This is a genomic window from Comamonas sp. GB3 AK4-5, from assembly GCF_041320665.1.
Lineage (GTDB): Bacteria > Pseudomonadota > Gammaproteobacteria > Burkholderiales > Burkholderiaceae_C > Comamonas.
The window spans coordinates 2,608,371-2,633,447 of record NZ_CP166730.1 but is presented as its reverse complement, the minus strand read 5'-3'; the positions used below and the strand labels follow the sequence as shown (position 1 = coordinate 2,633,447).

Here is a 25,077-nt window from a genome sequence, read left to right as displayed (position 1 = left end):
GCGCCTAAGTCATATGGCGGCAACCTTGGCTGCGGTGTGGGGGGTGGGTGGGGTGTTGCCAAGCGCCCATGCGGTGTGTGGCGCATTCATACCCGCTTCTTCAGTGACGTGTAATGGTTCGATCACCGGCGTGACCTCCTCGGCCAACAACATGACTGCCGTTTTCGACAGCACGGCCAGGATCAGTTCGGTGATCAATGGGATGGCTTCAGTGTCCTTCACTGGCAACAACACGAAGCTGCTCAACCACGGCATCATTAACCCCTCCACTTTTTCCGCAATCAGTTCGTTGTCCTCTGGCGTGTTCGTCGGCAACAACAACAACAATGTCCAGGCCATCACCAACAACAACGAGATCCAGGGCACCGTCGGATCGTTGCTGACGCCGCTGCCCAGCTTGACCGGCATGGCGGTGGAGGTGCGCAACGGCGACTATGGCACCACCACCATCACCAATTACGGCACCATTTCCGGCTCGCCGCTGCTTGGCATTGCCGGGATCCAACCGGCAGACATACCGGTGGTGGGGGTCACAGGTGGTCAGGTGGTGATGACCAACACTGGCACGATCACCGGCCGGATTTCGTTCTCTGCCGCGCCGCAGGGTCATATCTTCACCAACAAGGGCAGGTTGACCGGCAGCCTGTCCATGGGCTCCGGTTTGAGTTCCAACCGCTTCAACGCGATCACTGGCTCAGTGGTCGAAAAAGGCACTGGCACGTCGGGTAAGTTGTTGATATCGGGCCAGGATGCCTACTTCGCCGCGGCCGGTGTCGTCGACGGTGGCTCAGGTTCCAACAGTACCCTGGCCTTGCAGAACGATGTCGGTGGCGGCACAGGCACCAACGGCAGCGGAAGTATTTCCAGTGACAACTTCACCAACTTCAGCAACCTGATCGTCGATGCTGGTACCTGGCGGATGTCCGGTGCGGTGCTGACCGGTATCACGTCTACCGTGCTCAACGGCGGCATCCTGTCGGTCGACAATAATGCGGCCCTGGGTTCCGGAGCCATCACCAGCGCTGGCACTGGCGGCAACCTGCAGGCCGGTGCTTCAACGGTGGCGCTGAACAACGCCATCAGCATCACCGGCATCGGCCTGGACGTCTCTGGCAGCAACACCTTGATCCTGGACGGAGCAATCACTGGCGGCGGAGCACTAAAAAAGAGCGGCACCGGCACTTTGATCCTGAATGGCTCGAATAGCTACGCGTCCACTACCCTCGCGGGCGGTGTCACACAACTGGGCAACGCCGGGGCGCTTAGCAGCGGCGAGGTCACCGTCAACGGCGTTTCCCTCCTGCAAAACGCTGTATCGATGGCGCTCGCCAACAACATCCAGCTCAACAGCATGCTGTTTATGGGTGGTAGTTTCGAGCTGACCCTGAACGGTACTGTCTCTGGCGGCGGCTCGCTGATCAAAGCTGGGGCTGGTACCCTGACCTTGAATGCTGCCAGTAACTACAGCGGCGGCACCACCATCCAGGGCGGTAAGCTGGCTGTGAAGGGGCAAGTTGTAGGCCCTGTGACGGCGGATAGAGGTACCACGCTAGCAGGTTCAGGCAGTGTGGGCAGCGTGGGTACCACCACGACCGTGCAAGATGGTGCTATTTTGGAACCTGGCATCGGCGGTGTGGGCACATTGACCGTGGGTGGTAATCTGCAGATGGTCAATGGCAGTACGTTGGCTATCACGGCAGGGGTGCCTGGTGCCAACGTTCAAACCCCAGGTCAAGGCACCAGCGTGAGCGTTGCAGGCGATTTGTCGTTGGATGGTGTCCGCTTGCGCGTGTCTCAGGGCGCAGGCTTTGGCCCCGGTTTGTACCGCTTGTTTGACTATGGCGGCAAGCTGACGCTGAACCATGGCGGCTTTGCGGCGATACCGGTCGGTACTGGGTTGCAGTTCCTCTCGAACGACAAGCAGATCAATCTGGTCAGCACCCAGGGCCAGACGTTGAGTTTCTGGAACGCCGATGGCCTGGCCTCCAGTACGGCGCAGGGTGGTGGCTCGGGCACTTGGAGCACCAGAGCACTGAACTGGAGTGACGAGCAGGGCTCGGTCATGAGCGCCATGTCGCCTCAGCCGGGTTTTGCGATTTTTGGCGGCGCTGCAGGCACTGTCACGGTGAACAACTTCGCTGGGCCCGTTCAAACCACCGGCCTGCAATTTGCCAGTGACGGTTACCAGCTGGCGGGCAATGCACTGACCCTGGTGGCGGATACCAGCACCGTCGTCGCGCCCGTGGAAATACGGGTCGGCGACGGCAGCGCGGCCAGCAGCGGGTGGACTGCCACGCTGAACAATGAGATCGCGGGCAGCGATGGCTTGAAGAAGACGGGCGCAGGCACCTTGGTGTTGAACGGCATCAACACCTACAGCGGTGGCACCACGGTGGCCGCAGGCACGTTGTCGGTGAGCCAAGATTCCAACCTAGGGGGCTCTGGTGAGGGCGTGGCACTGGATGGGGGGAGCTTGCAAATTACCGGCACGGGTTTGACCAGCAATGGCAACCGCAACTGGATGCTGGGAAATGCGGGTGGCGGCATCGATATTGCCGATGCAGCCAACCGCTTTACCTTGGGCAGCGCTTTGTCAGGCACCGGTAGCCTGACCAAGACCGGCGTAGGCACGCTGGTGTTGGCCGGCATCAACACCTACACCGGTAGCACCACTGTCAGCGGCGGCACCTTGGCCTTGGGTAGCGGTGGCAGCCTGTCCGCCAGCACCGCGCTGAACGTGGGCAGTGGTGCCACTTTTGACATCAGCCAGTCGGGCGGCAACCAAGCGGTGGGCTCTTTGGCCGGCGCGGGTGCGCTGGCTTTGGGCAGTCTCACGCTGGACGCTGGTGGAAACAACCAATCCACCACCTACGCGGGCAGCATCAGCGGCACAGGTGGGCTGACCAAGTCCGGCACGGGTGCACTGACGCTGAGCGGCAACAGCAGCGGCTATACCGGAAGCACCCAGGTCGAAGGAGGCAGTTTGCTGCTGGCCAACACCGGCCAGTTGGGCGGTACCGTCACCGTCGCCAGCGGCGCCACTCTAGTAGGCTCCGGCACGGTGGGCAGCCTAGGCACCACAACTACGGTGCAAAGTGGTGCGGTGATTGCGGCAGGAGACGCCTCTACACCCTACGGAACGCTGCATGTGGCGGGCGACCTGAAGTTGGAACAAGGCGCAACCTACCAGGTGAAGGCCGACCCCAACGCTGCCAGCAGTAGCCTGATTCAGGTGGCAGGCACGGCTACCTTGGCTGGCAGCGTGCTGCATGTTGGCAGTGAGTCCAACGCCAGCACCGACTTCCGGGTGGGCCAGACCTACACCATCCTGAAAGCCAGCAATATCCTTGGTGCGTTTGATACTGTCACCTCGAACTACGCCTACCTGGACGCCAGCTTGGGCCACAGCGCCACCGATGTGACGCTGAAGCTGCAACGCAACGACACCGCATTTGCAGAGCTGGCCAACACCAGCAACCAGGCTGCTGTGGCCAACGGTATTGAAAGCCTGCCCAGCAGTCACCCGCTGTACCAGTACGTGCAAGGTTTGCCCAAGGGCACCCCTGCAGAGGCATTCAGCAGCCTCTCTGGCGACACCCATGCCAGCGTCGCTGGCAGCCTGGTCAGCCTGGGAGCGCGTGCGCCCCGCATCAGCAGCCAGCACCTGTACAGCAACCTGACCGCAGGCATGCGCTCTGGTGCACCCATTGCCCAAGGCAGTGGTTCGCTGCCGGCATCCGCCTGGCCCTCGTCCAAGGCCTTGCCGGCCTGGGCCGAGGTGGTGGGACACTGGCAAGCCTATAACGGCGACGGCAATGCCGCGCGCCTGAAGCAAAACACCGCAGGCCTGTTTGTGGGCATGGACCAGGAAGTGGCTGGCAGCGGCTGGCGTTTGGGTGGCTCGCTGGGCTATACCCATGCCGATGGCCGCGTAGCCGATCGCGCCTCCACCTCCAAGGTCGACAGCTACAGCGCAGCCGTCTACGGCGGCAAGAGCTTGGGCACAGGCAGCGGCCCGCGCATCAATGTGCTGGGTGGCCTGGCCTATACCTGGCATGACATCCAGACAAGCCGCAACGTGGCCAGCCTGGGCCAAACCTTGAAGTCCGACTACAGCGCCCACACGGCCCAGCTGTTTGCCGAAGTGGGCTATGCCATCGGCCAGTACGACAAGTTTGGCTTTGAGCCCTTTGTGGGTGTGAGCCTGGGGAAGCAGCGCACCGGTAGCTTCCAGGAGCACGGCGGGTTTGCCGCACTGCAAGGGCGCAGCAATACCGACGACCTGACCAGCACCACGCTGGGCCTGCGCATGCACAGCGACTTTGAGCTGGCCGGCAAGGAAAGCCGTCTGCGTGCCACCGTGGGCTGGCGCCACGCCTTTGGCGACGTGAACCCGCAAAAAACCATGGCGTTTGAAGGCGGCCAGAACTTCACCGTGGCCGGCGCGCCGCTGGCGCGCAACACGGCGCTGCTTGGCCTGGAAGCAGAAATGGCCTTGAGTCGCAGCGCCGCCCTGGTGGTGGGCTACCGCGGTGAGGTGGGTAGTGGCCAGCGTGATCATGCTGCGAACGTGAAGGTCCGCTGGGCCTTCTAAAGCGCAGCGCGTACTTGATTGAGAGTCCCTGCAGGTGAAAATCTGCAGGGGGTTTTCATGGGCAAAGCCGACTCCCGAGCATGTGGCAGAAGAGGTCGCATGGTTTCGCTGTAGCGCCTCGCAGGTTCGAATCCCGTCATTCCTTGTGCATTGAAAATGCCCCGGCATCTTGGTTGGTGTCGGGGCATTTTTATTGATGGTGCTACAGAAGTGCTACGTATCATCTTGCGGGAGTAGGAAATCCCTTTGAAATCAATACACTGAAATTTTGTAGAGCCAGTCCAGCATGGGCGCAACCGACATGCGCCAGGGCGAGACAGCTGACGGGGTCTGTGGAGATTCTTGGAGGTTCATGGGCCTGAAAGCGTGGAGGGCGCAGCGCCGGTCTGTGGTGTAGGGGCGAGCTGGCATCCCAAAGCAGGGCGTTATTGTGCCCATTGCGGCCCGGGCTTTCAGGGCCAAGGCTTTGTGCGGATGGTTGACGGCCCGCTTGGTTTGGGCACGTGCGGTATTGGTGCTTGCAGGACGCAGTTGCGCAGGATGTATTAATTTTGATAGCTGCTCATGTAGTCTGGATAAGCACTGCACTTCATATAAGCTATAGGTTTTATGGGTGGCGAAAGATGAAAATGCGCGTGCGATGGTTCCATGTCTGGGCCCTGTCTGCTTGGGTGGTTGCAACAGGTGCGCAAGCCCAGCCCAGCGAGCTGCTCAGCGCCGCAGAAGCCGGTCAGCCTACGGCCCAGTACGAGCTGGGCTCGGCCTACCTCATTGGCAAGGGTACGGAAAAAAACGCACCCGAGGCCTTGCGCTGGTTCCGTCTGGCTGCGCAGCAGGATCAGCCCCAGGCCCAGTACATGCTGGGCCTGTTCCACCTGCTGGGGGTGGAGGGCGTGGAGCAAAATCTGCCGCAAGGCGTGGAGTGGCTGCAGAAATCGGCCGCCCAGGGTCATGCGGATGCCCAGAACATGCTGGCCAGCCTGTATTTGCAAGGCAAGGAGGTGCCGCGTGACGTGGCGGCTGGCATGGGGTGGCTGGAGCGTGCAGCACAACAGGGATCGGTCAAGGCACAAAAAACCCTGGCCTTTGTCTATCGCCAAGGGGAGCTGGTCGCGCAGGATCTGAAGGCGGCGTTCCGCTGGAATATGGCCGCTGCTGAGCAGTCCGACATGCAGGCCCAGTTCCTGGTGGGCGAGATGTATTACCTGGGCGAAGGTGTGGCGCAAGACCATGCCGAGGCCGTGAAATGGCTGGCGCCGCTGGTGGAAAAAGGCGCGCAAAGCGCCAAGCTGCTGCTGGGCAAGATCTATTTTGAAGACCAGGGCGTGACCCCGGATTACAAACAGGCCGTGCTGCTGCTGCACGATGCGGCCATCCGTGGCTCGGGCCAGGCTTTTTTTGAGCTGGGACGGCTGTTCGAGCAGGGTGAAGGCGAGTACCGCAACGAAAAAGAAGCGATTGCCTATTACACCCAGGCTGCCAAGCTCCAGCATGCAGGGGCAACACAGCGCCTGGCAGCGCTTTCGGCGGCGTCCGCCAGCGCGGGCGAGGCGGTGCATTCCATGGAATACATGGCCAATCTCGACTCCGCAGTACGCGGCAATATGCTGGCCCAGTACAACGTCGGCGTCTTCCAGTACCTGGGCAAAGGCTTTCCCCAGCCCAATTACGCCGAGGCAGCCAAATGGTTCACCCGTGCAGCCGATCAAGGCTATGCCAAGGCCCAGTACAACCTGGGCACGCTGTATGAGAACGGGAAGGGCGTGCCCCAGGACATGGCCCAGGCCGTGAAGTGGTACCACATGGCTGCTGAACAGCAGGACGCGCAAGCCCAGTACGCGCTGGGCACCTTGTACCGGGATGGAGAGGGCGTGAAGAAGAATGCCAAAGAGGCAAAGCGCTGGCTGCAACGTGCCGCAGACCAGGGCTATGCCCCAGCGCAAAAGGCCTTGGCCCAGCGCTGAGCTTGGATGGCGGCATGCGTGCCGCGCCGTAGGCTGTGCAGTGCCGGGGGAGGCGCTGCCTGCTCTGGCCAGGTCACCGCTGTGAACTGGTATAGGTCTGTCCATACGCGCAAACCTGTGTGCCAGCCTATACCTCTACCTTGCATACCGCGCGAAGCGGCTACCGCATCGCGCATCATTCTTATGTGGCGCTGTAGTTCATCACTTGAATCCAGCTTACATGAAATTTTATACCGCCAGATAAAAGGGTGCGTGCTTTATTCCCAGTCCACAAACTGCTGCAAGTGGCCCAAGGCATGCGGGGTCTTCAATCCGGCGCGTTGCAGCACCTCTGTCTCGCTGATGCCGGACTGCAGCCATTGCACGATGACGGTGTTGCGAACCACCTGTGGGCCCATGCGAGGGGGTAACTCCTGCGGATGCAGGGCACTAGCAGCTTGCAGGGTTTTGCTGACCAGGTGCAGCACGGTGTGGGTGGAGAGCGCCGGTGCCTTGCGGGTGCAGAAAAGTGCAGGTTGTTGGGCCATGGGGGCGTAGCCCGCACGGTAGGCCAGCCAGCTGTGCAGGGCTTCTGCCAGAAGCGGGGCCACCTCCAGCGTGCGTGGCTGCATGGCGCGTGTACCGCTAATGCGCAGGGCGGTGATGCGGGCTTGCTGCGGCTTGGCTTCCAGTTTGCTTGCTGTGCCGACCGCAGGGGGCTGAAGCGCTGCTTCCTCTTCCTGCCACACCAGGTCTTCCAGCACCAGGCTGCGCACCTCTTCGGAGGACAGGCCCAGTTGCATCAACACCAGCAGCACGGCGCGGTCGCGGGCACTGATCAGGTCGGTGGCCGTGGGGATTTGCTGCTGCAGCGCCCGCCACATGCGGGGGCTGAGGATGGCGCCCTGCGGGTCTTCGCTGGGCGGGCGGTCCTGGGCGGCCAGGCCTTGCACGGGGTTGTGCTCCACCCAGCCGTGGAGCTGGGCATGCTGGTAGATGCGGTCCAGCACCCGCCAGTAGCGGCGCTGGGTGATGGCACTGGGCTGGCTCAGCTGTTTTTGGCTGCGGGTGGCCTGGGTCAGAAACTGCAGCACCTGCTCGGGTGTGGCCGACAGCCAGGGCTGCTCTTCCAGTGCATCGCTGTAGATACCGGCATCAGCTTCAGCGCTGGCGGAATCGGCTTGCGCTGCTATGAATTTCAGCCAAGCCCCCCAAATAAAGCGATAGGGGCTGGCAGCGGCCGGGGACAGCGGCATCCAGTGGTGCTGGCCGCAGGCATCCAGCCAATGCGCAAAAGCCTCCATGCCCAGGGGCGGGGCAGGGGCGAGCTCGGGCTGGGAAGGGGAGGAAGGCACAGCGTCCATGCCTTTATTTTAGGAGCAGGCGCCGCGCATGGCGGCAGGCGTGCAGGCCTGATCCAGTAGTGCTCTCAGGCCGCAGCCTGCAAGCCGTTGGCGAAATGGGTGTGCATGGCCAGGCGTGCGGCTTCGGGGTTGCGTTGCAGCAGGGCTTGCAAGATGGCGCGGTGCTCGCTCAGGCTGTCATGGATGCGGCCGGTCTTGAACAGCGACTGGTGGCGGTTGAGCTTCATCACCTTGCGCAAATCACCCACGACCTGGTTGCGCCAGCGGTTGTTGGCCATGGTGAGCAAGGCCATGTGAAAGCCTTCGTTGATGGAGAAAAAGCGCTCGGCATGGTCGACGGCCGCTTCCAAGGCTTCATGCAGGGCGCGCAGCTCGGCCAACTGGGCATCGGTGGCCTGCGCTGCCACCACGCTGGCGGCATCGCTTTCCAGCAGGGACAGCAAGTGGTAGACCTCTTTGAGGTCGGCCTCCGAGGCTTCGGCCACATAGGCGCCACGGCGTGGCTTCATGGTCACCAGGCCTTCGGCGGCCAGTACCTTCAACGCTTCGCGCAGCGGTGTGCGGCTGATGCCGATCTCCTCTGCGATCTTGAGCTCGTCAATCCAGCTGCCAGGCTCCAGCAAGTGGCTGAAAATGCGTTGGCGCAGCAATTCGGCCACTTCTTCGTAGAGCGCAAGGCGGGGCAGCGGGGCAGTCTTCATGCGCCCAGATTATCAATGCTTGGGGCCGGTTCCGGGCTTAGCTGCTGTTGCAGGGCGATAACTTGCGGGAATGCCCGCTGCCGGCACGCCGCCGCGCAGTGTCCCTGCGGGCAGGTAAGGGGCAATGGCCGGGCGTGCCGACAAGAGCTTGGCAAGGTCTATACCGGTGCTGTAGCCCATGCTTTCCAGCATGAAAACCAGGTCTTCCGTGACGATATTGCCTGAAGCCCCGGGCGCAAAAGGGCAGCCGCCCAGACCGCCCAGGCAGGCGTCGAACTCGCGAATGCCTTGCTGCAATCCCACCAGCGCGTTGGCAATGCCCAGGCCCATGGTGTCGTGCAAATGCAGTTTTTGCAGGCGCTGGCCCACGGCATCTTGTACGGCACGCACGGTGCTTTGCACCAGGGCCGGGTGGGCATAGCCCACCGTGTCGGCCAGGGTGATGCGGTCGGCGCCGGCCAGCGCCAGGGCTTTGGCGGCGTCCACCACATCGGTGAGGGCGACTTCTCCGCTGATGGAGCAGCCAAAGGCCGACGCGGCCACGCAGTCGATGCGCACCGCGCGGAGCTGTGCGCGCAGCCAGTCGATGATCTGGCCGATGGCGGCTATATGCTCCAGCGTGCCCTTGTTGACATTGGCGCGGCTGTGGCGGTCGCTGACCGACAGCGGGATCACGATGACATGGGCACCCGCCTCATAGGCCGCCATGGCCCCTCTGAGATTGGCCGCCAGACCGTAGACCTGCAGCCCGGGCAGGGCCAGTGCTTTGCTCACCACCACCGCGGAGTCGGCCATTTGCGGCACCAGATGTGGCGAGACAAAGCTGCCCGCTTCGATATGGCGGATGCCGGCTGCATACAAGGCTTCTATCCATGCCAGCTTGGCTGTCGTGGGCACGGTGTTGGCAATCAGTTGCAGGCCGTCGCGCGGGCCGACTTCTGTGATGGTGATGCGTTCTGACATGTCGTGGCTTATTGCACCTGGATGTTGGCGGCCTGGATGGTGGCCTTGGCTTTGGCAATGTCCTGCTCTATGAGCTTGGCGAAAGCTTGCGGCGTGCTGGAACTTGCTTCCAGCCCTTGCTTGGCATAGGCCGCACGCACATCGGGGCGTGCCATCACCTGGGTGACGACCGCATTCAGCGATTTCACCACCTCGGCCGGCGTGCCCGCAGGCGCGAAGACGCCGTAGTAAGTGACGAAGCTGTAGTTCTTGTAGCCGGATTCAGCCACAGTCGGCACATCAGGCAGTGAGGCATTGCGTGCGGCAGAAGTCACGGCCAGTGCGCGCACCTTGCCACTTTGGATCAGCGTGGTGGCCGAGGAAATGGAAGCGCCCGCCACCATCAGGTGGCCGCCCATGAGGTCGGCCAGGGCCGGGCTGGAGCCCTTGTAGGGCACATGCTGCATCTTGAAGCCGCCAGCGGCCTGCAGCATTTCCATGGAAATGTGCACCGAGCCGCCCGTGCCCGAGGTGCCGTAGTTGAGCTGTCCTGGCGCCTTGCGCGCGGCCTCGATGAGGTCGTTCAACGTCTTGTAGGGCGAGTTGGCCATGACCAGAATCACCATGGGCGTGGTGGCCAGCAGGGAAATAGGCTGCAAATCCTTGATGGGGTCGTAGCTGGTCTTCATCAGCAGCGGAATCAGCGAGACGTTGTCCGACTGGCCGATCACGATGTCATAGCCCGTGGGCGCGGCGCGCGCCAGCTCCGACAGCCCCAGGGCCGTGCCCGCACCGGGGCGGTTGTCCGGCACCAGGACCCAGCCCTTGGCTTCGGCCATATGGGTGGCCAGGTTGCGGCCGATGAAGTCGGTGCCCCCGCCAGGGGTGGAGGGGATGATGACGCGTATGGGCTTGCTGGGATAGGCAGCGGTGTTAGGGCCTTGGGCGTGGGCCAAAGAGGCTGCAGCCAGCAGGGCCGCAGTGAAGATTCGACGTTGCAGCATGGGCATGTCTTTCGAGATATGGGGGTGGTTTGTCCTGGCTGATGGAGCTCAGCCGCCGATCTTTCCGTGTTGGCGCAACAGGGCAATGGCCTCGTCATCCAGGCCAAGCTCCCTGAGGATGGCTGCGGTGTGCTCGCCCACCTTGGGCGGGTCCATGCGTTTGCCGACCTTCAGCCCATTGAATTCAAGGGGCAGGGCGGGCGTGGAAATATGCTCCCCGGTCGGGAGCACTGTCGGCATCAAGGCGCCGCCCTGCGTGAGGTGCGGATCTTTCAGCAGATCATGGGGTTGGTTCACCGGCGCATACGACAGCTTGGCTTGCTCCAGCGCGGCGCACAGCTCGGCGGTGTTCCAGTTTTTGAGTACCTCGGCCACGGCGGGTACCACCCAGGGGCGGGCGGCCTCGCGGTCCACGGCGGAAAAGAGGCGGGCATCCTCGGCCCAGCCCGCTGGCATGAATGCGGCAGCAAAGCTGCGCCACTGCGCATCGCTGACCACGGCCACAAAAACGCGGCCTCCGTCCTTGGTGTGGAACAGGTCGTACACGCCCCATGGCGGTTCGCGCTTGCTGCCAAAAGGCAGGGCAGGGGTGCCGGTCAGCTCGAACTGGGTGATGAACTGGGCCACCAGCAGCAAATTGGTCTCGAACAGCCCCGCACGCACATATTTCCCCACGCCCGTGCGAGCGCGCTCATGCAGCGCGCTGAGCGCGCCGATCACGCCAAACTGTCCGCCCAGAATGTCGTTCACCGAAGGGGCCGCGCGCTGGGGGCGCTCTTCGCTGCCGTTGATATAGGCCATGCCGCCCATCATTTGCGCCACCTCGTCCAGTGCCGTGCGCTCTTTGTAGGGACCGCTCAGAAAGCCCTTGAGCGACACGTAAATGGCACGCGGGTTGCGCGCGCGCACTGCCTCATAGTCCAGCCCGTACTGCTGCAGGCTGTCGTCACGGAAGTTCTCCAAAACAATGTCGGCCCGGTCTGCCAGATCTTGGACGAGCTTTTGTCCTTCTGCCGACTTCAGGTCGACCGCCAGGCTCTGCTTGTTGCGGTTGAAGACCGGAAAGTAGCCAATGCCAGCGCTTTGCAGGCGGCGCGTGCGGTCACCGTCCACCGGCTCCACCTTGATGACCTCGGCGCCCAGATCGGCCAGCGTCATGCCGGTGGCCGGGCCCATGATCATGTGCGATATCTCCAGCACGCGGACGCCTTGCAAAGGCAGAGCGTCGGGCGTGAGGTAGGGCGATGCCGTGGAAGGCGCTGCGGGGGGGGTGGTGCCGGGCATGGGTTGGAATGCGGAATAATTTTGAATTAATAATTACAGACGCATTACAGCCTGTACTGGACTGGAGTGAGATAAGGTGAAACCCTAGCGTTTGCGCGGCCCGGTGCGCGGCGGCCTGTTGATGCAGGCGGAACCGTCTCAGCAGGCCGAGCAGAGCGCGCTAGGTTCTTTCAAATGGGCGTTGTCCCCCGGGCACAAGGCCTTTAGCCCGCCGGCGCATAAGGCGCAAAGCGCCGGGCATCGGGGTCTATGCTCAGCGGCCGGCCCAGGGCTGGAAAAGCCCGTTGCACGCAGTTCTCGCGGTCACAGACCTTGCAGCCTGAGCCAATCGGCACGGCGCGTTCCGGTGCATCCAGGCCCAGGTCATCGGCGTAGACCAGGCGATGGGCGTGGCGCATGTCGCAGCCCAGGGCCACGGAAAAGATGCGCCGTGGCGAGCCATAGCCGCCGCGGCGGTGTTCCACGGTGCGGGCAATCCAGAGGTAGGTGCGCTCATCGGGCATGCGGGCCAGCTGGGTCAGGATCTTGCCCGGTTGCGAGAAGGCGTCGTACACATTCCACAGCGGGCAGGTGCCGCCCGTGCGCGAGAAGTGAAAGTCCGCTGAGGACTGGCGCTTGGACATATTCCCGGCACGGTCCACGCGCACAAAGAAGAACGGAATGCTGTGGGGGTCGGCATGGCGCATGGTGGACAGGCGATGGCCCACGGTCTCAAAGCCCACCCCGAAGTGCTCGGCCAGCAGCTCGATGTCATAGCGCAACGCATTCGCCGTTTCCAGAAACAGGCGGTTGGGCAGCAGCAGAGCGCCCGCAAAATGGTTGGCAAAGCCTATGCGTGCCAGCGCGCGGGCCTCGTTGCTGTCGAAGTTGGCCGCATTGGTAAAGCCATCGATCGTAGGGCCGGACTCCAGCAGCGCCAGCTGAATACCCAGCTGAAAAGCCTGTTGCCCCGCGCTGAGGCCGGCCGCCAGACGCAGTTGGTGGTTTTGCCGCTCCAGAATGCGCAGTGGCTGCTCCGTGGCAGGCGAGCCTGCTTCGCGCCGCACGGTGATGCCATGCAGGCGCAGCAGGCGTTCTTCCAGCGCGCTGGCCAGGCGGCTGGCGTGGGGGGCATGCGGGTCGCGCTCCTGCGTTTGCAATTGCTGGTAGAGCTGTTCGGCCTGTTCGTCCAGCAGGGCCAGGTGCTGGTGGCCGGCGTAAAAGAACTCGCGCACCGCCTCATAAGGCTGTAGGGCGGCCGAGGTGGCATGCGGGGCGTTGTCGGTGTTCTCGGCGATCAGGGAGAGCCGGTCTTCTGCGGCGCGAAAGCGCTTGTGCATGTCCACCACGACACGTGTGGCGGCGGGCAACTGCTCCGCCAGAATGCGTGCTTCCGCCAGAGGCACCTGATCGCCCCCTGGCATATCGGCCAGGGCGGTGCGCAGCAGGCCCAGCTGGCGGGCCTGCACGTCTTCCGAGAACGGCTGTGCATCAATGCCGAATGCGGCCTGCAGGCGCAGCAGCACATTCACCGTCAACGGACGCTGGTTGTTTTCAATCTGGTTCAAATAGCTGGAGGACACCTTCAGTGCCTGGGCCAGCGCGGCCTGGGTCAGGCCGCGTTGTTCGCGCAGGGTTTTGAGGTGTGCGCCCAAGAATGCTTTGCTCATATTTGCAAACCTTGCAAAGTTACATGCCGAGTTTGCATATTTTTTACTCCTTTGGATTGCGAATCCAGCTTGTTTTTGCGAAGATTGTAAATATAGATACACACGGAAAACTACATGGCTTACGATTTTGGAGATCTGCAGCGCTGGAGCCAGGCGGCCAGCAAGTCGGCCCCCCAGGGCGATCCTGAGGCGCTGAACTGGATCACGCCCGATGGCATCGCCGTCAAACCGCTGTACACGGCCGCCGACCTGGAGGGCCTGCCCTATACCAATACGCTGCCGGGTTTCGAGCCCTACATCCGGGGCCCGCAGGCCACCATGTATTCCGTGCGTCCCTGGACCATTCGCCAGTACGCCGGTTTTTCCACGGCCGAGGAATCGAATGCCTTCTACCGCAAGGCGCTGGCGGCCGGTGGCCAGGGCGTGTCCGTGGCCTTCGATCTGGCCACGCACCGGGGCTATGACTCCGACCACCCCCGCGTGACGGGCGACGTGGGCAAGGCCGGCGTGGCCATTGATTCGGTGGAAGACATGAAGGTGCTCTTCGACCAGATCCCGCTGGACAAGGTCTCCGTCTCCATGACCATGAACGGCGCCGTGCTGCCCGTGCTGGCCGGCTATGTGGTGGCGGCAGAAGAGCAGGGCGTGCCCCAGGACAAGCTCTCCGGAACCATTCAGAACGACATTCTGAAAGAGTTCATGGTGCGCAACACCTATATCTACCCGCCCAAGCCGAGCATGCGCATCATCGGCGACATCATCGAGTACACGAGCCAGAACATGCCCAAGTTCAACTCGATCTCGATCTCGGGCTACCACATGCAGGAAGCCGGCGCCAACCAGGCGCTGGAGATGGCTTTCACCCTGGCCGACGGCAAGGAATATGTGAAGACCGCCATTGCCAAGGGCATGGACGTGGACGCCTTTGCCGGTCGCCTGTCCTTCTTCTGGGCCGTGGGCATGAACTTCTACCTGGAAGTGGCCAAGATGCGCGCCGCGCGCCTGCTGTGGTGCCGCATCATGAAGGGTTTTGATGCCAAAAACCCCAAGAGCCTGATGCTGCGCACGCACAGCCAGACCTCAGGCTGGTCGCTGACCGAGCAAGACCCCTATAACAACGTGGTGCGCACCACCATCGAAGCCATGGCGGCCGTGTTTGGTGGCACCCAGTCGCTGCACACCAATGCCCTGGACGAGGCCATTGCACTGCCCACCGAGTTCTCGGCCCGCATTGCGCGCAACACCCAGCTCATCATCCAGGAAGAGACCCACATCACCAATGTGATCGACCCCTGGGCCGGCTCCTACATGATGGAGACGCTGACCCAGGAAATGGCCGACAAGGCCTGGGCCATCATCGAGGAAGTGGATGCCATGGGGGGCATGACGGCCGCCGTGGACAGCGGCTGGGCCAAGCTCAAGATCGAGGCTGCGGCGGCCGAGAAGCAGGCGCGCATCGACTCCGGCAAGGAAGTTATCGTCGGCGTCAACAAATACAAGCTGGCCAAGGAAGACCCGGTCGATATCCTGGAGGTGGACAACGTCAAGGTGCGCGACAGCCAGATTGCCCGTTTGCAGAGCATCAAGGCAAAACGCGACACAGCCCAGGTGGAGCAAGCATTGGCTGCTATCACTAGCGCAGCGGAAAGCGGCACGGGCAATCTGCTGGATCTGGCCATCAAGGCCGTGCGCCTGCGCGCCACCGTGGGCGAAGTCTCCGACGCGATGGAAAAGGCCTTTGGCCGCCACCGCGCCGACACGCAAAAGGTGACCGGTGTGTACGCTGCCGCTTACGACTCAGCCGAAGGCTGGGACAAGCTCAAGGGCGAAATCGATGCCGCTTCCGACACGCTGGGCCGCCGTCCCCGCGTGATGATTGCCAAACTGGGCCAGGACGGCCATGACCGTGGCGCCAAGGTGGTGGCCACCGCCTTTGCCGACCTGGGCTTTGACGTGGACATGGGTCCGCTGTTCCAGACACCCGAGGAATGCGCCCGCCAGGCGATTGAAAACGACGTGCACGCCGTGGGCGTTTCCACGCTGGCGGCCGGCCACAAGACCCTGGTGCCCGCCATCATCGAAGAGCTCAAAAAACAGGGCGCCGACGACATCATCGTCTTTGTGGGCGGCGTGATTCCGGCCCAGGACTATGACTTCCTCTACGGCGCAGGCGTCAAGGGCGTCTACGGCCCGGGCACCCCGATTCCGGCCAGCGCCAAGGATGTGCTGGAGCAGATCAAAAAGGCCAACGGCCTGTGATGGGCCGGACCCCATTGAGTGCAAAGCTGAGCGCAAAGGCCATCTGACGTGACCCCTGAGCAAATGCAAGACGGCATCCTGCATGGCAACCCTGCCGTGCAACGCCGCTCCATGGCCAAGGCCATCACCTTGCTGGAATCCACCCGTGCCGATCACCGCATCCAGGCAGATAGCCTGCTCACGGCCCTGCTGCCGCATACGGGCCGGGCATTCAGGCTGGGCATCAGCGGTGTGCCGGGCGTGGGCAAGTCCACCTTTATCGAGGCCCTGGGCCTGTACCTCATAGGCCAGGGGTTGAAGGTGGCGGTGCTGGCCATTGACCCGTCCTCCACCGTGTCGGGCGGCTCCATTCTGGGCGACAAGACCCGTATGGAGCAGCTGTCCGTGCGCGCCGAGGCCTATATCCGTCCCAGCCCCAGCAGCGGCACCCTGGGTGGCGTGGCCGAGAAGACGCGCGAGGCCATGCTGGTCTGCGAGGCCGCCGGTTATGACGTGGTCATTGTCGAAACCGTGGGCGTGGGCCAGAGCGAGATTGCCGTGCATGGCATGAGCGATATGTTCTGCGTGCTGCAGCTGCCCAATGCGGGCGACGACCTGCAGGCGATTAAAAAAGGCGTGATGGAGCTGGCCGACCTGGTGGTCATCAACAAGGCCGATATCGACCCCCATGCTGCCACGCGGGCCGAGGCGCAAATCACCTCCAGCCTGCGCCTGCTGGGCATGCATGGCAATCCAGACCACGCCCATGCCGGCGCGCTGTGGCAGCCCCGGGTGCTGCAGATCAGCGCCTTGCTGGGCCAGGGCGTCGATGGTTTTTGGGCTGCGGTCAGCAGCTTCAAAGACATGCAGACCACGAATGGCCGTTTGCAGGCCCGGCGCGAAAAGCAGTCGCTGGCCTGGATGTGGGAGCGCATCGACTTCGGGCTCAAGCAGGCATTTCGCCAGCACCCGCAGGTGCAGGCCTTGCTGCCACAGCTACAGGCCGATGTGGCCGCTGGACGCATGGCAGCCAGTACTGCGGCAAGAAATCTGCTGTCAGCGCAATCAGGCATTGCGCAGACAGCTCACCAAACCATAGCAACAGCCAACAAGCAATAGCAAAAGCCTTCAGGCCGAGCGAGACACACAACCCAAACAGGTAAGAGGACGACAAGCATGCAAGACGACATCCTGAAGCAGCTGGAAGCCAAGCGCGAACGCGCGCGGCTGGGGGGCGGAGAAAAGCGCATCGCCGCACAGCACAAAAAAGGCAAGCTCACGGCGCGCGAACGCATCGAACTGCTGCTGGACGACGGCACGTTTGAAGAGTGGGACATGTTTGTGGAGCACCGCTGCACGGACTTCGGCATGCAGGACAGCAAGATCCCGGGCGACGGCGTGGTCACCGGCTACGGCATGATCAATGGCCGTTTGGTGTTTGTCTTCAGCCAGGACTTCACGGTGTTTGGCGGCGCATTGTCGGAAACCCATGCCGAGAAGATCTGCAAGGTCATGGACCAGGCCATGAAGGTGGGCGCTCCCGTGATCGGCCTGAACGACTCGGGCGGTGCGCGCATCCAGGAGGGTGTGGCCTCGCTGGGCGGCTATGCCGATGTGTTCCAGAAGAACGTGCTGGCCTCGGGCGTGGTGCCGCAGATCTCCATGATCATGGGCCCCTGCGCCGGTGGCGCCGTGTACTCGCCGGCCATGACCGACTTCATCTTCATGGTCAAGGACAGCAGCTATATGTTCGTGACCGGCCCCGAAGTGGTGAAGACCGTGACCCACGAAGAGGTCACGGCCGAGGAGCTGGGCGGTGCCGTCACCCACACCAGCAAGAGCGGTGTGGCCGACATGGCCTTCGACAACGACGTGGAGGCGCTGATGATGCTGCGCCGCCTCTACAACTACCTGCCGCTGAACAACCGCGAAAAAGCACCAGTGCGCGAGTCCACCGACCCCGCACACCGCGCCGACCTGTCGCTCGATACCCTGGTGCCCGAGAATCCCAACAAGCCCTATGACATGAAGGAGCTGATTCTCAAGACCGTGGACGACGGCGACTTCTTCGAGCTGCAGCCCGACTACGCCAAGAATATTTTGATCGGCTTTGCCCGCATGGCCGGCCAGACCGTGGGCATTGTGGCCAACCAGCCTCTGGTGCTGGCGGGCTGCCTGGACATCAAGAGCTCCATCAAGGCCGCGCGCTTTGTGCGCTTTTGCGATGCCTTCAACATCCCCGTGGTCACCTTTGTGGACGTGCCTGGCTTCATGCCCGGCACCTCGCAGGAGTACGGCGGCATCATCAAGCATGGCGCCAAGCTGCTCTACGCCTACGCGGAGTGCACCGTGCCCAAGATCACCGTCATCACCCGCAAGGCCTATGGCGGCGCCTATGACGTGATGGCCTCCAAGCATTTGCGCGGCGACGTCAACCTGGCCTGGCCCCAGGCCGAGATCGCCGTGATGGGCGCCAAGGGCGCGGTGGAAATCATCTTCCGCGAAGACAAGAATGACCCCGTCAAGCTGGCTGCGCGTGAAGCGGAATACAAGGAACGCTTTGCCAACCCCTTTGTAGCCGGTGCGCGTGGCTTTATCGACGACGTCATCCTGCCGCACGAAACGCGCAAGCGCATCTGCCGCAGCCTGGAGATGCTGAAGAACAAGCAGCTGGAAAATCCGTGGCGCAAGCACGGCAACATCCCACTGTGAGGGCCAGTGCAGCATGTTCACCGAACTGATAGCTGCGGCCCAGGCCGTGGCCAGACCCATAGACCTTGCCAACGGCGGGCAGGCCGCCAGCGTGGGCGCAGCCTTGCTGGGCAGCGACCGCCAGATCTACACGGGCGTGTGCATAGACATGGCCTGTGGGATCGGGTTTTGTGCCGAAGCCTCGGCCATGGCCGAGATGCTCAAGCGCCATGCCACCCGAATCGAGGCCGCTGTGGCGGTGAATGCACAAGGTCTGGTGTTGTCGCCCTGTGGGCGCTGCCGCGAAATGATGCTGCAGCTGGACCCCGCCAATGCGGCGACGCGTGTGGCCTTGCCCGGTGGGCGAGAGCTCTCCCTCGCGGAGCTGATGCCCCACCACTGGCTGCAAGACGCTGCCTGAGATTGCATAACGACGGACTCGTCATAAATCCGGGGTGCAGGCAAGAAGGCCGACCCCAAGGGAGAGAGAACCATGTTTACCAAAATCCTGATCGCCAACCGCGGTGAGATTGCCTGCCGTGTCATCGCCACCGCCCGCAAGATGGGCATTGCCACCGTGGCCGTGTATTCCGACGCCGACAAGGACGCCCGCCATGTGAAGCTGGCCGACGAGGCCGTGCACATCGGCGCCGCACCCAGCCGCGAGTCCTATCTGCTGGCTGACCGCATCATTGCGGCCTGCAAGTCCACAGGCGCCCAGGCCGTGCACCCCGGCTATGGTTTTCTGTCGGAAAACGAGGCCTTTGCCAAGCGCTGCGAGGACGAGGGTATTGCCTTTATCGGCCCCAAGGCGCATTCGATTGCCGCCATGGGCGACAAGATCGCCTCCAAAAAGCTGGCAGGCGAAGCCAAGGTCAACACCATCCCCGGCTACAACGACGCGATCGAGAACGCCGAAAAGGCCGTGGGCATCGCCAAGGGCATTGGCTACCCCGTGATGATCAAGGCCTCGGCTGGCGGTGGTGGCAAGGGCTTGCGCGTGGCCTACAACGACAAGGAAGCCCTGGAAGGCTTCACCGCCTGCCAGAACGAGGCCCGCAACAGCTTTGGCGATGACCGCATCTTCATCGAGAAGTTTGTGCAGGAGCCGCGCCACATCGAGATCCAGATCCTGGGTGACAGCCATGGCAATGTGGTGTATCTAAACGAGCGCGAATGCTCCATCCAGCGCCGCCACCAGAAGGTGATCGAGGAAGCACCTTCGCCCTTCATCAGCGACGCCACCCGCAAGGCCATGGGCGAACAGGCCGTGGCCCTGGCCAAGGCGGTGAAATACCAGTCCGCCGGCACGGTGGAGTTCGTGGTGGGCAAGGACCAGGACTTCTACTTCCTGGAAATGAACACCCGCTTGCAGGTGGAGCACCCGGTGACCGAGTGCATCACCGGCCTGGACCTGGTGGAGCAGATGATCCGCGTGGCCGCCGGCGAAAAGCTGGCCTTTGGCCAGGCCGATGTGAAGCGCGATGGCTGGGCCATCGAGTGCCGCATCAACGCCGAAGACCCGTTCCGCAATTTCCTGCCCTCGACGGGCCGCCTGGTGCGTTTTCAGACGCCCGAGCAGGCCATGTGGCAGGCCGATACGGCCCACCTGAACGGCGTGCGCGTGGACACCGGTGTGTTCGAGGGCGGCGAGATCCCCATGTTCTACGACTCGATGATCGCCAAGCTCATCGTGCACGGCAAGGACCGGAACGACGCCATTGCCAAGATGCGTGAAGCCCTGAACGGCTTTGCCATCCGCGGCATCAGCTCCAACATCCCGTTCCAGGCCGCGCTGCTGGCCCACCCCAAGTTTGTGTCGGGCGAGTTCAACACCGGCTTCATCGCCGAGCACTACAGCCACGGCTTCCATGCCGAGGATGTGCCCCATGCCGATCCGGACTTCCTGGTGGCCCTGGCCATGTTCCGCAACCGCCGCTACCGCGCGCGTGCATCGACCATCTCCGGCCAGATGCAGGGCCACCAGCTGCAGGTGGGGCACAGCTATACCGCCGTGGTGCTGGGCGCCGAAGGCCAGCACCAGCAGGTGCGTGGCGAGGTGAGCGACTTTGATGACCAAGCCCGTGTGTGCAAGGTCGTCATCGGCAGCAAGCACTATGCCTTCCACAGCGATGCCGATCTGCGCGATCTGGTGGTGCGCGGCACCTGCAACGACCAGCCTTTCACCTGCCAGATCGAACGCGGCACGCCCAAGAACCCGCTGGCCCTGCGCGTGATTCACAACGGCACGCAAGCCGATGTGATGGTGCTGTCCAAGCTGGGCGCCGAGCTGTTCCAGCTCATGCCCTACAAGGCACCGCCCGATCTGTCCAAGTTCCTGCTTTCGCCCATGCCCGGCCTGCTGGTCGAGGTGGCGGTGCAGGCCGGCCAGAAGGTGCAGGCCGGCGAGAAACTGGCCGTCATCGAAGCCATGAAGATGGAGAACATCCTCTTTGCGGCCCAGGATGGCGTGGTGGGCAAGATCAGCGCCAGCAAGGGTGACTCGCTGGCGGTGGACGACATCATTCTGGAATTTGAATGATGGCGGCAGGCGTGGCGGTGCCGACATGGCCCCAAGCATCGCCACGTTCTGTTCTCTGAGGAGCTCGTGTGGCGATCGCCACGCGGGCTTTTCTTCAGGCGCGTGTGACAATTGGATGCAGGTTCACGCGGCGCGCCGCGTGCAGAACCCTCCATTTCTCACCCTTTATCGCCTCCTGCGCACCCTCTGTGCACCCGCTCCCTTATGTATTTGAAAGCCCCTCTGGCCACTTTGTCTTCTGGCCCTTCCGCAAGGCGCAACCCCTGGCAAAGGCTGCAGCGCTGGCTGCTGGCCCTGGCAGGTGTCGCCATGCTGGGCAACGCCCTGGTGTTGATGGCTTCGGGCCATTTCAATGTTGGCGTGCTCATTCCCGCCATCCTGGGCACGGCGGCGCTGTTGATCGTCTGCTTCTGGACGGGCTTGCAGCGCTGGCGCCATGAGCGCCGTGCGAATGCCCGCTGGTGGACCTTGGGCTGGAGTGCTTTTGCGCTGTGGGTGCTCAGCGTGCTGGTGTTCTGGAGCCAGATGCTGGGCCAGGGCCTGCAGCCCGCCCAGGTGCCGGCTGTGGAAGCCATTGTGGTGCTGGGCAGTGGCACCAAGGATGGCAGGCCGCGCCCGGTGCTGGCCCGCAGGCTGGATACGGCCGCCCAACTTGCCCGGCTGCAGCCCACGGCCTTGATTGCCGTGTGCGGCGGGGTGGACTGGGGCGAGACGGAGAGCGAAGGCGCCGTGATGGCGCGCTATTTGCTCGAACACGGCATAGGGCCCGAACGGCTGGTGATCGAGGGCGAAAGCACCAGCACCGAGCTGAATCTGCAGCTCAGCCGTCCGCTGCTGCAGGCCCGCGGCGTGGAGGCCAGCGCCCCCATGGCCCTGGTCAGCAGCGACTTTCACTTGATGCGCGCCATGGGCATTGCCCGCCAGCAAGGCCTGTCCGGCATGCTGCCCGTGGCCGCTCCCACGCCGCTGGCCACACGCTACAACGCCTGGCTGCGCGAATACTTTGCCGCCGGCAGCAGTTGGTTGCTGGGCGAGGTGTGAGCCGACCGGGCGGCTGCAATTTATGAAAAACAGGCTTCTAACGCATATTCAATCAGCGTTGGAAGCTCCCAATCCAGGAGCATTCACATGAGCACCCGTCCTTTCAAAGTCCTCGGCATCCAGCAAGTCGCCATCGGCGGCACGGACAAGTCCCGCATGAAAAAACTGTGGGTGGACATGCTGGGCCTGACGCAGACCGGCACCTTCCAAAGCGAGCGCGAGAATGTGGACGAAGACATTCTGGCCATGGGCCAGGGCGCGATGAAGGTGGAAGTCGACATCATGCAGCCCATGGACATTGACAAAAAACCTGCCGTGCACGCCACGCCGCTGAACCATATCGGCCTGTGGATTGACGACCTGCCCAAGGCCGTGGACTGGCTGACGGCCAATGGCGTGCGCTTTGCCCCGGGTGGCATACGCAAGGGCGCGGCCGGCTATGACATCACGTTTTTGCACCCCAAGAGCAATGATGAATTTCCCATCGCCGGCGAGGGTGTGCTGATCGAGCTGGTGCAGGCACCTGCCGAGGTGATTGCGGCCCTGGGTTAAGCTCCTTTAAGCCTCTTCAACCAGGAGCTCTGAGATGCGTTGGATAGCAGTGTTCACCGACACCCCCGCCATGCTGCAGGTGCGTGCCGAGCTGGCCGAGGCGCATCTTGCCTATCTGGACCAGCACGCCAGCGAGATCGTGCTGGCCGGGGGCTGTCGCCACAGTCCGGAGGGGGACTATGTCGGCGGGCTGTGGGTGCTCGAGGTGTCCGGCCGCGAACGGGCCGTGCAACTGGTGGAACAAGACCCGTATTTTTTGCGTGGCGCACGCCATTACGAGCTGCGCACCTGGGGCAAGGCTTTTCCGGAACGGGTGGCGACACTGTAGATGGCGGTGCCGTAGGCGGCAAAGGGCGAAAAAAAACCAGCACCCAAGGTGCTGGCAGGGGAAAGCGTTGGAAGGGGCGGTTTAGAGCGCCACCCAATCATCATCAGCGCCCGCTGCGGCAGGCACGCTGGGCGCAGCCGATCTGGCAATGGCTGGGGTTTTGGCCGGAGCTTTTGCGATGGGCTTGGCCGCGGTTTTGAGAGCGGGTTTGCTGCCCACGCTGCGCTTGACGCTGGCGGGTGCCATGGGCGAGGGGGTGGACAGAAAGCCGGCGTCATCCAGCTTGAACACCGAGACCACTTGCACCAGTTGCTGGGCCTGGGTGCGCAGGCCTTCGGCGGCGGCGGCGCTTTCTTCCACCAGGGCCGCGTTCTGCTGGGTGACCTGGTCCATCTGCGTGACGGCATTGCCCACCTGGTCTATGCCGTCGCTTTGCTCGGTGGTGGCGGAAGAGATCTCGGCCACGATGTCGCTGACGCGGTGGATGGAGCCCACGATCTCACCCATGGTCTTGCCGGCCTGATCGACCAGGGCCGTGCCTTGCTCCACATGCTCCACATTGCGGCCAATCAAGGCCTTGATTTCCTTGGCCGCTTCGGCGCTGCGCTGGGCCAGGGTGCGCACTTCGCCGGCCACCACGGCAAAGCCGCGACCTTGCTCGCCGGCGCGGGCGGCTTCCACGGCCGCGTTCAGCGCCAGGATATTGGTCTGGAAGGCGATGGAGTCGATGACACCGATGATGTCGCCGATCTTGCGGCTGCTTTCGCTGATGCCTTGCATGGTGTTGACCACCTGGTCCACCACCTGCCGGCCCTGGCTGGCGATGGTGGCCGCGCCCTGGGCCAGCTGGTTGGCCTGTTTGGCATTGTCGGCGTTGTTGCGCACGGTGCTGCTGAGCTCTTCCATGGTGGCGGCGGTCTGCTCCAGCGCTCCGGCCTGCTCTTCGGTGCGCTGGCTCAAATCGGCATTGCCGCTGGCAATTTGCGTGGAGCCGGTGGCGATGTTGTCGCTGCTGGTGCGCACCTGGCTGACCACGCTTTTGAGCTGCTCCTGCATGGCCTTGAGAGCGGCAATGATGCTGCTGCTGTCCCCGGGCTTGACCTGGGGTGAGTGGCTGAGGTCGCCCTCGGCAATGCGGGAGGCGATGGCAACGGCATGGGCGGGCTCGCCACCGAGCTGCCGCATGAGTCCGCGGGAAAACAAAATGCCGATGACAATCCCGAGCACCAAGGCAAAAAGGCTGCCCCCCACCACGGCCCAGGTCACAAAGCTGGCGGTCTGTGCACTTCGTTTGGCGTAGAGGATGGCGTTTTCTTCTTTCACCTTGGTGGAGGCTGTGATCTGGTCGTCCAGGGTCTGGGCCTGGGCCAGGAAGGGACCGAACACCAGGCCGACCGCTTCGGACTGCTGGCCCAGCGGGGCGGAGCTGACCAGCGCCTTGACTTGGGCCACATGCTCGATATAGGTCTTCCAGGAGCCGTCGATCTTGTCAAAGGCTTCCTTGCCGGCGTCCGACCAGAAAAGCGGCCTGGCTTTTTCCAGGTTGGACAAGGTCAGGGCGATGTTGTCATCAATGCTTTTGAGGGCGCTGCTGCGTTGCTCGGCCGTGGTTGCCAGGATGGCATCGCGCATGGAGCGGTTGATGTAGATGAGGTCGATATTGGCTTCCTTGGCATAGGAAATACCCATCAGGTCGTACTCGTGCAGGTGTTGGGCACCATCGCCGATCTTGACGATGTTGTAGGCGGCAAAGAGACCAACCACAGCGCCAATGAGAGCGACTATGGAAAAGCCCCACAGCAACTTGGTTGACACCCTTAATCCTTGAAACATAGAGCAGATCCTTTAAGGCAAGGCTTGCGGCCGGCAAGCAACGTACGAAGGCAGCAAGGTACGCATGGTCTGAACGGTCTGGAGCAGCGCCAAGGGAGCGTCTCCTCCTACGCGATATCCGCTTGTTCTCTGGCCAAGAGGCACGGATTTTTTGATGTTTCAGATTGTGGGTGGGCCGAGTTGGGGCGGGGAAGCCCGTCCAGCCAGTCCCAAAGGCTGGGCGGGCGCGCCGCACATGGACAAGGCGGCCGAGCCTTGTCCTGCGCCCATGCGTACGGTCATGTACGAGGGCGAAATGCGCACAGGCGCTGTGGCCGTGGCTCTGGTCTCGCCCAGCCTTGGCGTACCAGAAAAGTTCGCGTGTCTTCCTC

At 62.9% G+C, this 25,077-nt stretch carries 18 protein-coding genes; 10 read left to right on the top strand and 8 right to left on the bottom strand.

The features are described from left to right. Nucleotides 1-9 precede the first annotated feature (9 nt). Nucleotides 10-339: a hypothetical protein gene (locus ACA027_RS11880; RefSeq protein WP_370682667.1), complete on the bottom strand. Its 330-nt coding sequence runs from the start codon at nt 337-339 to the stop codon at nt 10-12. On the opposite strand from ACA027_RS11880, the gene ACA027_RS11875 reads away from it, so the two are divergent. Together ACA027_RS11875 and ACA027_RS11870 are read left to right on the top strand one after the other, a co-directional pair. Beyond that, on the top strand, nt 302-4,594 hold the full coding sequence (locus ACA027_RS11875) for an autotransporter domain-containing protein (protein ID WP_370682569.1): 4,293 nt from the start codon (nt 302-304) through the stop codon (nt 4,592-4,594). The genes ACA027_RS11880 and ACA027_RS11875 overlap by 38 nt on opposite strands. A 629-nt stretch (nt 4,595-5,223) precedes the next feature. Next, nucleotides 5,224-6,558, top strand: coding sequence for a tetratricopeptide repeat protein (locus tag ACA027_RS11870; protein ID WP_370678443.1), 1,335 nt, complete (start codon nt 5,224-5,226; stop codon nt 6,556-6,558). A gap of 257 nt (nt 6,559-6,815) precedes the next feature. Here ACA027_RS11870 and ACA027_RS11865 read toward each other — a convergent pair whose 3' ends face one another. From ACA027_RS11865 to ACA027_RS11840, 6 genes are all read right to left on the bottom strand, one after another. Further along, complete coding sequence (locus ACA027_RS11865) at nt 6,816-7,901, bottom strand: tyrosine-type recombinase/integrase (protein ID WP_370678442.1); 1,086 nt, start codon at nt 7,899-7,901, stop codon at nt 6,816-6,818. A gap of 65 nt (nt 7,902-7,966) precedes the next feature. After that, nucleotides 7,967-8,602: a GntR family transcriptional regulator gene (locus ACA027_RS11860; protein ID WP_370678441.1), complete on the bottom strand. Its 636-nt coding sequence runs from the start codon at nt 8,600-8,602 to the stop codon at nt 7,967-7,969. 12 nt (nt 8,603-8,614) lie between these two features. Then, the gene (locus tag ACA027_RS11855; protein ID WP_370678440.1) at nt 8,615-9,565 is read right to left on the bottom strand and encodes a hydroxymethylglutaryl-CoA lyase; all 951 of its coding nucleotides are present in this window, start codon (nt 9,563-9,565) and stop codon (nt 8,615-8,617) included. An 8-nt stretch (nt 9,566-9,573) separates the two neighbouring features. Next, entirely contained in the window at nt 9,574-10,548 is a 975-nt protein-coding gene (locus tag ACA027_RS11850; RefSeq protein WP_370678439.1) for a Bug family tripartite tricarboxylate transporter substrate binding protein, read from the bottom strand. Between the two features lie 48 nt (nt 10,549-10,596). Continuing rightward, nucleotides 10,597-11,832, bottom strand: a complete 1,236-nt coding sequence (locus tag ACA027_RS11845; protein ID WP_370678438.1) for a CaiB/BaiF CoA transferase family protein — start codon at nt 11,830-11,832, stop codon at nt 10,597-10,599. A gap of 203 nt (nt 11,833-12,035) precedes the next feature. Further along, the gene (locus tag ACA027_RS11840; protein WP_370678437.1) at nt 12,036-13,481 is read right to left on the bottom strand and encodes a short-chain fatty acyl-CoA regulator family protein; all 1,446 of its coding nucleotides are present in this window, start codon (nt 13,479-13,481) and stop codon (nt 12,036-12,038) included. Nucleotides 13,482-13,595: 114 nt separating this feature from the next. On the opposite strand from ACA027_RS11840, the gene scpA reads away from it, so the two are divergent. From scpA to ACA027_RS11800, 8 genes are all read left to right on the top strand, one after another. Continuing rightward, nucleotides 13,596-15,740, top strand: coding sequence for a methylmalonyl-CoA mutase (gene scpA / locus ACA027_RS11835; RefSeq protein WP_370678436.1), 2,145 nt, complete (start codon nt 13,596-13,598; stop codon nt 15,738-15,740). Between the two features lie 48 nt (nt 15,741-15,788). After that, nucleotides 15,789-16,838 carry a methylmalonyl Co-A mutase-associated GTPase MeaB gene (meaB, locus tag ACA027_RS11830; protein WP_370678435.1) on the top strand — a complete coding sequence of 350 codons (1,050 nt, stop codon included), beginning with the start codon at nt 15,789-15,791 and terminating at the stop codon, nt 16,836-16,838. Between the two features lie 57 nt (nt 16,839-16,895). After that, the gene (locus ACA027_RS11825; protein WP_370678434.1) at nt 16,896-18,431 is read left to right on the top strand and encodes an acyl-CoA carboxylase subunit beta; all 1,536 of its coding nucleotides are present in this window, start codon (nt 16,896-16,898) and stop codon (nt 18,429-18,431) included. A gap of 13 nt (nt 18,432-18,444) precedes the next feature. After that, a complete protein-coding gene (locus ACA027_RS11820; RefSeq protein WP_370678433.1) occupies nt 18,445-18,831 on the top strand; it encodes a cytidine deaminase in 387 nt (128 codons plus the stop codon). A 72-nt stretch (nt 18,832-18,903) separates the two neighbouring features. After that, nucleotides 18,904-20,952, top strand: a complete 2,049-nt coding sequence (locus tag ACA027_RS11815) for an acetyl-CoA carboxylase biotin carboxylase subunit (protein WP_370678432.1) — start codon at nt 18,904-18,906, stop codon at nt 20,950-20,952. 204 nt (nt 20,953-21,156) lie between these two features. Further along, complete coding sequence (locus ACA027_RS11810) at nt 21,157-21,993, top strand: ElyC/SanA/YdcF family protein (RefSeq protein ID WP_370678431.1); 837 nt, start codon at nt 21,157-21,159, stop codon at nt 21,991-21,993. A gap of 87 nt (nt 21,994-22,080) precedes the next feature. After that, complete coding sequence (locus ACA027_RS11805; protein WP_370678430.1) at nt 22,081-22,545, top strand: VOC family protein; 465 nt, start codon at nt 22,081-22,083, stop codon at nt 22,543-22,545. A gap of 34 nt (nt 22,546-22,579) precedes the next feature. Further along, the gene (locus ACA027_RS11800) at nt 22,580-22,873 is read left to right on the top strand and encodes a YciI family protein (protein ID WP_370678429.1); all 294 of its coding nucleotides are present in this window, start codon (nt 22,580-22,582) and stop codon (nt 22,871-22,873) included. A gap of 81 nt (nt 22,874-22,954) precedes the next feature. Here ACA027_RS11800 and ACA027_RS11795 read toward each other — a convergent pair whose 3' ends face one another. Then, nucleotides 22,955-24,688, bottom strand: a complete 1,734-nt coding sequence (locus ACA027_RS11795; protein ID WP_370678428.1) for a methyl-accepting chemotaxis protein — start codon at nt 24,686-24,688, stop codon at nt 22,955-22,957. Nucleotides 24,689-25,077: the final 389 nt, after the last annotated feature.

What these genes read in the sequence shown, in the direction of transcription:
- ACA027_RS11825 (WP_370678434.1), top strand. Translation starts at nt 16,896, where the DNA reads ATGCAAGACGACATCCTGAAGCAGCTGGAAGCCAAGCGCGAACGCGCG.
- ACA027_RS11840 (WP_370678437.1), bottom strand. Translation starts at nt 13,481, where the DNA reads ATGAGCAAAGCATTCTTGGGCGCACACCTCAAAACCCTGCGCGAACAA.
- ACA027_RS11820 (WP_370678433.1), top strand. Translation starts at nt 18,445, where the DNA reads ATGTTCACCGAACTGATAGCTGCGGCCCAGGCCGTGGCCAGACCCATA.
- scpA (WP_370678436.1), top strand. Translation starts at nt 13,596, where the DNA reads ATGGCTTACGATTTTGGAGATCTGCAGCGCTGGAGCCAGGCGGCCAGC.
- ACA027_RS11815 (WP_370678432.1), top strand. Translation starts at nt 18,904, where the DNA reads ATGTTTACCAAAATCCTGATCGCCAACCGCGGTGAGATTGCCTGCCGT.
- ACA027_RS11805 (WP_370678430.1), top strand. Translation starts at nt 22,081, where the DNA reads ATGAGCACCCGTCCTTTCAAAGTCCTCGGCATCCAGCAAGTCGCCATC.
- ACA027_RS11865 (WP_370678442.1), bottom strand. Translation starts at nt 7,901, where the DNA reads ATGGACGCTGTGCCTTCCTCCCCTTCCCAGCCCGAGCTCGCCCCTGCC.
- ACA027_RS11845 (WP_370678438.1), bottom strand. Translation starts at nt 11,832, where the DNA reads ATGCCCGGCACCACCCCCCCCGCAGCGCCTTCCACGGCATCGCCCTAC.
- ACA027_RS11800 (WP_370678429.1), top strand. Translation starts at nt 22,580, where the DNA reads ATGCGTTGGATAGCAGTGTTCACCGACACCCCCGCCATGCTGCAGGTG.
- ACA027_RS11860 (WP_370678441.1), bottom strand. Translation starts at nt 8,602, where the DNA reads ATGAAGACTGCCCCGCTGCCCCGCCTTGCGCTCTACGAAGAAGTGGCC.
- ACA027_RS11810 (WP_370678431.1), top strand. Translation starts at nt 21,157, where the DNA reads ATGTATTTGAAAGCCCCTCTGGCCACTTTGTCTTCTGGCCCTTCCGCA.
- ACA027_RS11870 (WP_370678443.1), top strand. Translation starts at nt 5,224, where the DNA reads ATGCGCGTGCGATGGTTCCATGTCTGGGCCCTGTCTGCTTGGGTGGTT.
- ACA027_RS11880 (WP_370682667.1), bottom strand. Translation starts at nt 339, where the DNA reads ATGGCCTGGACATTGTTGTTGTTGTTGCCGACGAACACGCCAGAGGAC.
- ACA027_RS11850 (WP_370678439.1), bottom strand. Translation starts at nt 10,548, where the DNA reads ATGCTGCAACGTCGAATCTTCACTGCGGCCCTGCTGGCTGCAGCCTCT.
- ACA027_RS11855 (WP_370678440.1), bottom strand. Translation starts at nt 9,565, where the DNA reads ATGTCAGAACGCATCACCATCACAGAAGTCGGCCCGCGCGACGGCCTG.